General features: G+C 75.4%; 11 protein-coding genes. 4 read left to right on the top strand and 7 right to left on the bottom strand.

What is annotated here, in order from left to right; translation table 11 throughout:
- Nucleotides 1-158: 158 nt before the first annotated feature.
- Nucleotides 159-362: a hypothetical protein gene (locus LHA35_RS11440; RefSeq protein WP_226608353.1), complete on the bottom strand. Its 204-nt coding sequence runs from the start codon at nt 360-362 to the stop codon at nt 159-161.
- Between the two features lie 98 nt (nt 363-460).
- Between LHA35_RS11440 and LHA35_RS11435 the strand changes: the two genes are divergently transcribed.
- Nucleotides 461-1,132: a tyrosine-protein phosphatase gene (locus tag LHA35_RS11435; protein WP_226608352.1), complete on the top strand. Its 672-nt coding sequence runs from the start codon at nt 461-463 to the stop codon at nt 1,130-1,132.
- Between the two features lie 36 nt (nt 1,133-1,168).
- Here the strand turns inward: LHA35_RS11435 and LHA35_RS11430 are convergent, their stop codons facing one another.
- Nucleotides 1,169-2,203, bottom strand: coding sequence for an AbrB family transcriptional regulator (locus LHA35_RS11430; protein WP_226608351.1), 1,035 nt, complete (start codon nt 2,201-2,203; stop codon nt 1,169-1,171).
- 96 nt (nt 2,204-2,299) lie between these two features.
- Here LHA35_RS11430 and LHA35_RS11425 point away from each other — a divergent pair, with 96 nt between their 5' ends.
- Nucleotides 2,300-2,686 (top strand): hypothetical protein, encoded by a 387-nt coding sequence (locus tag LHA35_RS11425; protein ID WP_226608350.1) that lies wholly within the window; start codon nt 2,300-2,302, stop codon nt 2,684-2,686.
- Here LHA35_RS11425 and LHA35_RS11420 read toward each other — a convergent pair.
- From LHA35_RS11420 to flgE, 5 genes are all read right to left on the bottom strand, one after another.
- Nucleotides 2,614-3,345, bottom strand: coding sequence for a DUF1217 domain-containing protein (locus LHA35_RS11420; RefSeq protein WP_226608349.1), 732 nt, complete (start codon nt 3,343-3,345; stop codon nt 2,614-2,616). The genes LHA35_RS11425 and LHA35_RS11420 overlap by 73 nt on opposite strands.
- Nucleotides 3,338-3,760 (bottom strand): flagellar biosynthesis repressor FlbT, encoded by a 423-nt coding sequence (locus LHA35_RS11415; protein WP_226608347.1) that lies wholly within the window; start codon nt 3,758-3,760, stop codon nt 3,338-3,340. Before LHA35_RS11415 ends, LHA35_RS11420 begins: the two co-directional genes overlap by 8 nt.
- 78 nt (nt 3,761-3,838) lie before the next feature.
- Nucleotides 3,839-4,909, bottom strand: a complete 1,071-nt coding sequence (locus LHA35_RS11410; RefSeq protein ID WP_226608346.1) for a flagellin — start codon at nt 4,907-4,909, stop codon at nt 3,839-3,841.
- The gene (locus LHA35_RS11405; protein ID WP_226608344.1) at nt 4,906-6,426 is read right to left on the bottom strand and encodes a flagellar hook-associated protein FlgK; all 1,521 of its coding nucleotides are present in this window, start codon (nt 6,424-6,426) and stop codon (nt 4,906-4,908) included. The genes LHA35_RS11410 and LHA35_RS11405 overlap by 4 nt, the downstream gene beginning before the upstream one ends.
- Before the next feature lie 18 nt (nt 6,427-6,444).
- Complete coding sequence (gene flgE / locus LHA35_RS11400; RefSeq protein ID WP_226608343.1) at nt 6,445-7,749, bottom strand: flagellar hook protein FlgE; 1,305 nt, start codon at nt 7,747-7,749, stop codon at nt 6,445-6,447.
- Nucleotides 7,750-7,931: 182 nt separating this feature from the next.
- On the opposite strand from flgE, the gene LHA35_RS11395 reads away from it, so the two are divergent.
- Both LHA35_RS11395 and LHA35_RS11390 read left to right on the top strand, forming a co-directional pair.
- Nucleotides 7,932-9,548 carry a flagellar hook-length control protein FliK gene (locus tag LHA35_RS11395; RefSeq protein WP_226608342.1) on the top strand — a complete coding sequence of 539 codons (1,617 nt, stop codon included), beginning with the start codon at nt 7,932-7,934 and terminating at the stop codon, nt 9,546-9,548.
- Nucleotides 9,549-9,562: 14 nt separating this feature from the next.
- Nucleotides 9,563-10,222: a flagellar hook assembly protein FlgD gene (locus LHA35_RS11390; RefSeq protein WP_226608340.1), complete on the top strand. Its 660-nt coding sequence runs from the start codon at nt 9,563-9,565 to the stop codon at nt 10,220-10,222.
- The last annotated feature ends 46 nt before the right edge of the window (nt 10,223-10,268 follow it).

Here is a 10,268-nt window from a genome sequence, read left to right as displayed (position 1 = left end):
CACCCGCAGCGGATGGTCGGCCCGGACCCGTTGTTCCAAATCCACGTAGCTGAACAGCGACCCAACCACCGCATCACTGCCACGCATCCTCACCCCGCTCGCTGCCGGGGGTAGGGAATCACGCAGGCGGCATCACCACAATGAATTTCAGCAGCCTGCTAGCGGTCCTGCTGGTAGCCCTGGTGGGTGGTGTTCTGCTTGATGTTGCCCTGCCGTCCCTGCTCGCCGAGATGGCGGTCCTCACCGGACTTGTTGGCCTCGGCGACCCCGCCGGCGAGATCGCTCGGATGCTCCTTCTGCGGGCCGGGCCCCTTCGGGCTGCGCCCGGCGGGCGGGACCGGCGGCAGATGCGCCTTCGACATGAAACCCCCTGTGGCTGCCGTGTGACCCTCCCTGAACGCCTCCCTGACGCGCACCGTTCCCCCTGGCCTTCGCCCGTTCCGCGCCCCATACCGGCATCATGCCCGAGACCCCGGTCCAGCCCGCCGCCATGCCGGCACGGCGCGCCTGGCTGAACAGCCTTTTCGTCGACCACGCCCTGCTGCGCCTTCCCTGGCGGAACTGGGGCGTGGTCGAGAGCGGCCGGCTCTACCGCTCCAACCACCCGCTGCCCTGGCAATTGCGGGATGCGACGCGCCGGCTCGGCCTGCGGACGGTGATCAACCTGCGGGGGGAGCGGTCGGCCTGCGGCTCCGACCGGCTCGGCCGTGCCGCGGCGGCGGAACTCGGCCTGACCCATGTGGATGCGCCCTTCGAGAGCCGCGGCGCCCCGCACAAGGACCGCATCCTGCGCCTGACCGAGATCTTCCGCAGCGTGCCGGAGCCGGTCCTGATCCACTGCAAGAGCGGCGCCGACCGCACCGGCCTTGCCGCCGGGCTCTGGCTGCTGCTGCAGGGCCGCCCGGTGGAGGAGGCGATGGCGCAGCTCTCCCTGCGCTTCGGCCATGTCCGGCAGAGCCGCACCGGCATCCTGGATGCCTTCTTCGAGCGCTATGCGGCGGCGACCCGCGACCGGCCACAGCCTTTCCTGGACTGGCTGCGGGAGGAATATGACGAGGCGGCGCTGCGGCGTGAGTTCCAGTCCCGCCCCTGGGCCGACCGGCTGGTGGATGGGATCCTGCGGCGGGAGTGAGCCGCGACACCAGCCGAGATAGCGATCGGAGCCGGGCTACAGCAGCCCCAGCCTGAGGCCGATCCGGTGCAGCGGCCCGACCAGCAGGTTGCACAGCACCGTCCGCGTCAGGTGGAAGCCCAGCACCAGCGGCACGGCCAGTTCCAGCGCCTTCGCGGTCAGCGCCATTTCCGGCATGCCGCCCGGCGCCATGCCGAGGATCAGCGCCGGGACCGGCAGGCCCGCCGCCCAGGCGATGGCCCAGGCGATCGCCGCCAGCAGCAGGGACAGCACCGCGGCCGAGATCACCGCCGCCACCGCCAGCCGGCGGGAGGAGAGCAGGAAGCTCCTCGTCAGCCGCGTCCCGAGCGAGGCGCCCATCGCCACCTGCGCCGCATCCACCAGCGGCACCGGCACGCCGGAGGGCAGATGGCCGGTCGCGGCCAGCGCAATGGCAAGCCCGCAGGGGCCGAGCATCCAGGGATTGGCGAGCCCCGCCTTGCGCAAGGGGAAGGCCAGCAGCAGCCCCGCCGCCGCCATCCCCAGCAGCCCCGGCCACCAGAGGGGCTGGCGCGGCGCCATGAAGGCGCTGACATCGCCATGCGGCGCCAGCCAGCCGAGCAGGGGCGGGAAGCTCAGCACCACCACCAGCACGCGCATGGTCTGGGCGAGGGTCACGGTGGCGACGCTCTTCCCCGCCTCCTGCGCCAGCATGGCCATGACGATGACGCCGCCGGGCACGGCGCAGAAGAAGCCGGTCTGCGGATCCGTCCCCGCCAGCCGGGTAAAGAGCCGCGCCACCAGGAAGCCGCTGGCGATGGCGATGACGCCGGAGGCGAGCAGCACGGGCAGCGCACCGGTGACCGCCGCCAGCACCGGGCCGGAGAAGGTGGCGCCGAGCCCGAGGCCGAGGAAGACCAGGCCCGCCGGCCGCGCCCAGCCCGGCACCGCGACAGGGCGATGCCAGGCGAGCGCCGCGGTCGCCACCATCGCCCCGATCATCCAGGCGAGCGGCACCTGCAGCAGGGTCAGCAGCGCACCGCCGAGCGCGGCGGTGCAGGCGGTGAGGAACTGGGTCCGGAGCGGCGGCAAGGTTCCCCGACCATCGCGCCGGCCGGGGGCGCCGTCAAACCCGGGCGGGATTCAGGCTTTCTTCACGCTCTGTCGCAAGAATGCGACGGCACGGCCATGAGCACGGTCACCCCCCTCGCGCCGCCCCTCGGGGCGGACCTCCCACCGGATGCCGCCCCGCGGCCCAGGGGCGCGGCGCGGGCGGAATCCGGGCCGGCGCCGGTCGCGCCGCCGGCCATGCCCAACCCCTCGCTGCGGCTCGATCCGGCGCTTGGCCTGGTGGTGCTGGAATTCCGCGACCAGTCCGGCCGCACCGCGACGCTGCCGACCGAGCGGGAACTGGCCGCCTATCGCTCCGCCCGCGGCCGGCCGGAACCGACGCCACCGCCCCCGCTGCCGGCCGGATCGCCCGGCGCCACGGCGCAGGCCGGTCAGGCCAGCAATCCGGGCAGCCGGGCGGAGGCCGTGCCGCCGCCCGTGCCACCCGCGGCCGCCAGCACATAGCGCTCGGCCAGCCGCGCCACTTCCCTCGGGTTCTGCAGCTTCGCCAGGTCCAGCCGGCTGGTGATGGCGCGCGCCTGGGTCTCCACCGGCTGCACCACGATCTGCTGCGGCAGGCCGAGCGCGCCGGTCACCACGCGGCGCAGCACCGGGTCGCCCAGCACGTCATAGGCAGTCTTCGCATTCGCCGCCCGTTCCTCGAACAGGAGCGCATCGCCGAGGCCGGGCTGCGTCGCATCCAGCTCTTGCCGCCAGGTGGCCCGCTTCAGCCCCTCGGCCAGCGAGGCCTGCACCTTGGGGTCCCGCAGCGCCGCAAGGCCGCGCTGGTCGAGCCGCAGCGCCTCCGCCGCGCCCTTCCAGCGCTTGTCGGGCAACCGGGCCAGCAGGCCCTTGGCATCGGACGGGTCGGCGGTCAGTGCCCTGAGGACGAGGCCGGTCTGGCCCACGGCATCCGGCAGGCCGAGCGCGGTCAGCACCACCTGCTGCACCCGCGGGTCGCGCAGCGCCGTGCGCAGGTCGGGCGCCTTCTCCACGGCGGCGGTGAACTGCGCCATCTGGCGCGTGACCTGGGGGTCGCGGCCCAGCCGGGCGAGGGCCTTGTCCTCGGCACCCGGGGCGAGGGCCCGGCGCAGCGCCGGGATGGCGCCGGCGAGGTCAGCCACCGGCGCGCGGCGCGGCCAGGGGCGGCAGGCCCAGCACCTCCTCCTCATGCCGCATGACCCGGCGGGCCAGCTTCAGCGCCTGGTAGCAGTCATCTGCCTCGGCGCAGGCCAGCGCCTCCCGCAGCATCTCCCGCGCCAGGGCAGAGGTGGTCGCCTCCTGGAAATCGGCGATCAGTCGGCGGGCCGCCGCGAGGCCGGCCGGCCGTTCCTCGTCATTGCCGATATAGGCGGTCTGCAGGGCGAAATAGATCCGCCGGGCCGGCGTCGTGGCGGCTTCCGGCGGCATGATCTGCTTCCCGAACAGGAAGCGCGCCTTCGCCGCCAGCTCGATGCGGGTGCGATTGCGGAAGCGGATCGGCGCCCCGTTGACGACCATCAGGTCGCCCTGGCGTAATTCGAGCACCAGCGTGGACATGGTCTTTCCTTTTGCCGCCGCGCGCGCAACCCGCGAAGCCTCGCAGGTGGCGCTTAACGGTCCCTGAAGCGCGCGGGCTCAGGGGAGATACCGGGTGAGGGTGAGGGTGCCGAGCCGGCCGAGGGCGCTGTAGCTCGCCTCCAGCGCGGTGCGGGTGGCCTGCAGGCGGGTCAGAGTAGCGGCAAGGTCGACCTCCTCGATATCGGCGAGTTGCGCCTTCAGGGCATCGGTCAGCACGGCATGGCGCTCCCGCACCGCCGAGAGCCGCGCCTCCGTCAGGCCGAGCGCGCCCGCCTCATCGGCGATGGCGTTGGACGCGCTCTTCAGCCCGTCCCGGATGGTCCCGGCGAGCGCCCGGAAATCGGCCGGCGAGGCGGCCTGGGCCGGGGTGAGGGCGGCGAGGCTGGCGAGGCCGCGCAGCAGGTCCCGCGCCCAGGACCCGGTGGTCTCCCCCATCGAGGCCGCCGCCGCGTTGCGGTTGGCGAAGAGCCCGTAGGGCACCGCCTGGCCGTCGCCGGCCGGCACGCTGCGCCGCGGCTCCGCCAGGCCCGAGGCGGGATCGGAGAGGAAGGCGCTGAAGGGCGTGACGCCCGCGCCGTCATCCATCGCCGCCGCCCGGGTCGCGGCGGCGACCGCGGCGGCATTGCCCCCGCCAAGCCCGGCGATGGCCGCGGCGATCCCGGCGGCGAGGCCGCCCGTCGGCAGCCCCTCCGGATCCGGCACGGGCGGCCGGGAAAAGTCCGAACCGCCGAAAAGGTATTCCCCGGCGCTCTGGCTGTTCAGCAATTGCCCGACCTCGACCAGCGCCGCCCGGGCCCGGGTCGCGACCAGGGACAGGGTGGAGGTGTCGCCCGGGTCGAGCTTCATGGCCACGCCATCCCCGAACTCGCGGGCAATGGCGCCGAGCCGCTCCAGCACCGTCTGGGTTGCCTGGGTGCGGTTCAGCGCCTCCCCGATCGCGGTGCCATAGGTTTCCCGCCGGCCGATCTCGGCGCGCAGCGAGAGCGCGCGCGGCAGCGCGGGTGCGATGTCGCCCTGCGCCTCGGCCCGCCGCCCGGTCGAGACCTGGCGCGTCAGCACCTCCATGCGCAGGCGGAGCGCGGCGGTGTCGGCCTCCAGCCGCCCGAGCAGCCCGGCCACGACGCTCATCGCACCGCCCCCAGCAGCGTCTCCCACAGGGTCTGCACCGTGCCGAGCACCCGGGCATTGGCGGCATAGGCGTTCTGCAGGGCGACGATGCCGGCCATCTCGGCATCCACATCGACGCCGGATTCCCGCCCGAAGCGCGCCTCGAGCGTGCCCCGCAGCGCCTCCGCCCGGTCCTTCGCGGCGGTCGCCGCAGCGCGATCGCCAAGCTGCGCCGCGGTGAGCCGGCCGGCATAGGCGTCCAGCGTCGCCGGCACGGCGAAGGGGGAGGCGAGGCTGCCATCCGGCCCGAGCCCGCTGCCCGCGATCGGCGCCCAGGCCTGGCCGGGCGCCGCCTCCGCGCCGAGGGAGAAATCGAGGATGCGGTCGATCAGCGTGGTGAAGCCGGCCGGGCCGCCGGCGCCGTTCGGGGTGAAGGCGCTGGGCCCACCGGGGCCGCCTGCGACCGCATGGGTGCCGTCGCGCAGCAGGGCAGGGTTCGCCAGCACCGCCGGGTTGACCCGGATGCGCCCGGCGAAGCCCGCCTGGCTGCTGCCGGCATAGGGCAGGGACGGATCCGGCGGGCCGGCCCCGTCCGCATCCGTGAAGAGCCGGAGGCCCTGCGCCTCCAGCCGCGCGGCGAGGTTGGCCGCCAGCAGGTCCGCCTCCGCCTGGTAGCGGGGCAGGGTGCGGTCGCGCAGGCCGAGGCTCTCGCCGAGCCGCCCGCCCAGGATCTGCGCCGTGACGTCCTGGCCGTTCAGCAGGACGCCCGGCAGGCTGCCGCCCGTGCCATGGAAGCCGTCGGGCGCGACCAGCGCCTCGCTGGTCGCCAGCACGTCGCGCTTCGGGTCGAGCGGCAGGACGAGGCCGCCGCGCGCGACCAGCAGCAGGTCGCCGCCCTGGCGCCGCACGGCCTGGACATCCATCACCTCGGCCAGGCGCGCGATCGCGGCATCGCGCTGGTCCTCCAGCGCCGCGGCATCGCCCTCGGCGCCGGTCTTCAGCCGGAGCGTCAGCTCGGCGATCTCGCGCAGCGCGGCATTGGCGGTGGCGACTTCCGTCACCACCGCATCCTGGGCCTGCTGCCGCGCCGCGCCGATGGCGGCGGAGACGCCGTTCAGCCGTTCGGCGATGGTCGCCGCGGCATGCACGGCCTCCTGCTGCCGGCCGGCATCGGCCGGCGCGGCGCGCAGCGCGAGGAAGGCGTTGCGCAACCCGGCCAGCCCATCCGCCAGCGTCTCGCCGGCGGCGCCATGCGCCGCCTCGATGCCGGAGAGCAGCCGCTCCCGCAGCGCGGCGCCGGCGGCGGCGGCGCGGCTGCCGTCCAGCCGCGCGAGCAGTGCCGCATCCACCGCCCGCGCGGCCTCCCCGCCGCGGAGCCCCGCCGGGCGGTCGCCCACCACCAGCGCCTGCTGCGGCACGGCCTTGCGCGTATAGCCCGGCGTCTCGGCATTCGCGACGTTCTGCGAGGACTGCGCGAGGCCGCGCTGCACGGCGGCGAGGCCGCTGCGCGCGATGCTGAGGGCGGCGTCGAGGCTCATGGCGATTCAGCCCCCGCGTCAGCGCCGCATGTTGATCGTGTCCTGCAGCATCTCGTCACTCGTGGTGACGACACGGGTATTCGCCGTGTAGGCGCGCTGGGCGACGATCAGCTTGGTGAACTCGGTGGCGATGTCGACATTCGAACGCTCGACCGAGCCGGTGACGAGCTTGCCGACGCCGTTCGAGGCGGCGTCGGTCACGCGGGCCTCGCCGCTCTCGGGCGTGCGCATGAAGGCCTGGCCGTCCAGCCGCTGCAGCTTCTCCGGATCGTTGAAGGCGACGAGCGGCACGCGCGCGATCACCCGGCTCTGGCCGTTGTCGTAGTTCACCGCGACATCCCCGTTGTTGCGGATGCTGAGGCCGGAATAGGCGCCGAGCGGCACGCCGTCCTGCGCGCGGTTGCGCACGGCGAATTCCGTGCCGGAATACTGCGTCAGCCCCTGCGCCCGGCCGAACTGGCCGAGCGAGAGCGTCACGGTCTGCGGCCCCTGGCCGAAATCGGCGGTGAAGCGGAAGGCGGCCGGATCGCCACCGGCGCTGGTGGCGGGCGGGAGGACGGCGCCGGTGGCGTCGACGAAGCTGCCGATGGTGCCGTCCGTCACCGCCGGCACGGCGGCGGCGCCGAAGCGCAGCCCGATGCTGCCGCGCGCCGAGTCGCCGATGTCGTCGGGCACGTTCAGGGCCAGCGTCCAGGCATTGGTGCCGGTATTGGTGAAGGTGAGGTTCACCGTGTGCAGCCGCCCGAGGCTGTCATAGACCTCCGCCTGCGTCGTGATCGGCGCCGTCGTGGCATCCGCCGGCAGGTTGGCCGCGAGGTCGATCTGCCGCGTGGCGACCGGGTTGAAGACCTGCTGGTTCACCCGGATGGGCGCGAGGATCGTGCGGTCCGGATTGCCGAGCGCATCGGACGGCCAGCCCTGCAGGTAGTAGCCGGCGCCGTTCACCAGGTAGCCGTCCTGGTCCAGCCTGACATCGCCGGCGCGGGTGAAGAATTGCCGCTCATCGAAGACGGGCTGGCCGTTCACCGTGCCCCTCGCCAGGGCGACGCTGAAGAAGCCCTGGCCGCCGATGGCGAGGCTGAGCGGCTCCTCCGCCTGCTCGATCGTGCCCTGGACGCTGTTGGTGAAGTCCGGCCTGGCGATGACCGCGCCCGGGACGTGCAGGTTGGCGCTGGACTGGCTGATATAGGAGACGAAATTGCTGTCGATCCGCTTGTAGCCGACGGTCTGGCTGTTCGCGACGTTGTCCGAGATATGGCCAAGCGCGCGGCTCTGCGCGGTGAGGCCGCTGATGGCCGCGGTGAGCGAGCCGAAGAGGGACATGCGCGGGGGCTCCGGCGAGAGGGTCTGACCTGTGCCGGGGCCTGTGCAGCGGCCGTGCCAGGGCAGGGCGGCCCGCGGGCGGCGGCGGCTGCCGTGCGGGCGGCAGGTCCTGCCGGCGGGGCGGACGGAGTTGCCGGCGGCGGGCCGGGCCGGGCTGGAACGCGGCTCGCACCGGCACCCGCATGGATGCCGCCCCGACCCTGCCCCCGCCGACCCGGATCCCCGCCCCGGCCCCGCCCCGGGAGCCGCGCCCGGCCCCCGGGGCGGAGGGCGGCTTCGCCGCCGCCATGGCGCGCGCGCTGCCGGGGGCGGCGCCGGCAGAGGACCCGGCGGAGGGCGATGCCGGCGGGCCGGAGGCCGGGCTGGCAGCCGCGATCACACCCGGGCCGGACCGGCCGCCGCGCGCCGCCGACCCGGCCGGCCAGGCTGATGCCGAGCTCAATGCCATGGCTGCTGCCGCCGATACCATCGCCGCCCTGCCTGCCGGTGCGGCGGCTCCAGCCGTCCCGCCCGCCGGTGCCGCGGCCGGGACCGAGGCACCCGTCGATGCCGCGGCCCCGACATCCCACTGGCGGGCCACCCCGTCCTCAGGGACCGAGGTCCCGGCCATCGCCCCATCCGTCGCGGCCGCGCCGCCGACCGACGCTCCGGTGCCCGGTGCGGCGGCGGGCGGCTCGCCGCCATCCGTCGCATCCCCGGGACAGGCGCCCCTTGCTCGGCCGGTCGCTCCCTCGGCGGCCGCCGGGACTTCGCCCGGGACCGATCCTGCGCGGGAAGGCCCGGCCGCACCGGTGCCGGGCCTGTCTCCCATGCCGGGCATGGAGGCGCCATCGGCGCCGGGTCCCGGCGGCATCGCCCGGCCGGCGGAGCCCGGTCCGGCGCCGGTGCCGCGGCCGCCCGATGCCTCGCCGCCGGATGTTGCGCCACCCGTGCATGCGGCCGTGGCGGGCGCCGGACCGCCCGCGGCGCCGCCGCAGCCGGACGCCGCCCGGCTGCCGCCCGCCGCGGAGGCCGCGCCCGTAGAAGCCGGCGCCGTGTCCCCCGCCGCCACGCTGCCCGCTTCGGCGCCGTCCGGGACAGGCCCGGCGGTGCCGGAGCCGTCTCCGCCGGGCGCGACAACCGATCCCGGCGGGCCGTTCCCGGAGGAGGAGGGAGGCGCCTCGCCCGCGACCTCGCCGGCCGTCGCGCCGGAGGAAGGCGCCATCCCGGCCCGTCCCGTGCCGGAGGGTGCCCCGGCCCGTGAATCCGGGGCGCTCTCGGCCTCCCCGCCGGATGCCACGCCCACGCCATCCCACACGGCCCCCACCCTTGCGGCCGCCGAGGCACCGGGCCCGGCCGGTCCCGCTGCCGCCGCGGCCCCGGCCGAGGCGGCGCCGCCCGCCCCGCGCCCGGCGCCGCTGCCCGTCCGCCAGGTCGCGCCCGTCGCGATCGCGCTCGCCTTCAGCCCCGGTCAGGCGCCGCGCCTGACGGTGGCTCTGGAGCCGGAGGCGCTCGGCCGGGTCGAGATCCGGATCGAGCGCGCGGCGGATGGCGAGGCCGCCGTGCGGGTCCTGGCGGAACGGCCGGAGACGCTCGCCCTGCTGCAGCGCGATGCGCGGGAGCTGGACCGGGCGCTCGGCCAGGCCGGCGTCACGGTGGCGGAGGGCGGGCTGCGCTTCGACCTGGCCGGCGGCGACCATCCCGCCGGCCAACACCCCGGCGCGCGCGGCCGGGGCCATGGCCAGGCCGCCCCCGCCCCCGCGGCACCCTCCGTCCAGCCGCCCTCCCTCTCCCGCTCGCTCCTCGATATCGCCGTCTGAAGGGATTTCGCCACATGACGACCGCCGTGACCGCCACCACCGCGCAGACCGCCGCCGCCGGCCCCAGGGCCGCCGGCTTCGGCGCGGATTTCAACGCCTTCCTCGGCCTGCTCACCACGCAGCTGAAGAACCAGGACCCGACCAAGGCCATGGACACCCAGGCGATGACCCAGCAGCTCGTGCAATTCGCCTCGGTCGAGCAGCAGATCAGCATGAACGGCAATCTGGAGAAGCTGATCGCCCTGCAGCAGGCGGCGCAGCTGACGGCGGCGGCGCCGCTGATGGGCCGGGTGATCGAGGTGGAGAGCGACCGGCTCTCCTTGCAGGATGGCGTCGCTACGCTCCGCCTGCCGGCGGCGGATGCGGCCGGCCGGGCGCGGATCACGGTGCTGGATGCCGCCGGGCGAACCCTGCGGGAGGAGGAGGTCGCGCTCGGCGTCGCGCCGCAGGAGTGGCGCTGGGATGGGCGCGATGCGGCGGGGCGGAAGCAGCCCGACGGCGCCTACCGCTTCGCCGTCGCCGGGCGGGACCTGGCCGGCAGCCCGCAGCCGGTCACCGCCACCGTGCTGGCCCGCGCGACGGCGGCGGAGCGACAGGGCAGCGGCGGGCTCAGCCTGGCCATGGGCGGCCTCTCGGTCGGCTTCGAGGCGGTGCGGCGGCTGGGGACCGAATAGGGCCGGCAGCGGATGGCGTGCCTGCCGGCGGGGCAGGGGATGCCCC

This window comes from Roseicella aerolata, from assembly GCF_020523605.1.
In the GTDB taxonomy this organism is placed as follows: domain Bacteria; phylum Pseudomonadota; class Alphaproteobacteria; order Acetobacterales; family Acetobacteraceae; genus Paracraurococcus; species Paracraurococcus aerolatus.
Note: the sequence above shows the minus strand (reverse complement) of the source record. Positions and strands in the feature narration are given on the sequence as shown.

Coding starts and splice junctions, on each gene's coding strand:
- LHA35_RS11435 (WP_226608352.1), top strand. CDS start 461: ATGCCCGAGACCCCGGTCCAGCCCGCCGCCATGCCGGCACGGCGCGCC.
- flgE (WP_226608343.1), bottom strand. CDS start 7,749: ATGTCCCTCTTCGGCTCGCTCACCGCGGCCATCAGCGGCCTCACCGCG.
- LHA35_RS11440 (WP_226608353.1), bottom strand. CDS start 362: ATGTCGAAGGCGCATCTGCCGCCGGTCCCGCCCGCCGGGCGCAGCCCG.
- LHA35_RS11395 (WP_226608342.1), top strand. CDS start 7,932: ATGGATGCCGCCCCGACCCTGCCCCCGCCGACCCGGATCCCCGCCCCG.
- LHA35_RS11410 (WP_226608346.1), bottom strand. CDS start 4,909: ATGAGCGTCGTGGCCGGGCTGCTCGGGCGGCTGGAGGCCGACACCGCC.
- LHA35_RS11415 (WP_226608347.1), bottom strand. CDS start 3,760: ATGTCCACGCTGGTGCTCGAATTACGCCAGGGCGACCTGATGGTCGTC.
- LHA35_RS11425 (WP_226608350.1), top strand. CDS start 2,300: ATGAGCACGGTCACCCCCCTCGCGCCGCCCCTCGGGGCGGACCTCCCA.
- LHA35_RS11405 (WP_226608344.1), bottom strand. CDS start 6,426: ATGAGCCTCGACGCCGCCCTCAGCATCGCGCGCAGCGGCCTCGCCGCC.
- LHA35_RS11390 (WP_226608340.1), top strand. CDS start 9,563: ATGACGACCGCCGTGACCGCCACCACCGCGCAGACCGCCGCCGCCGGC.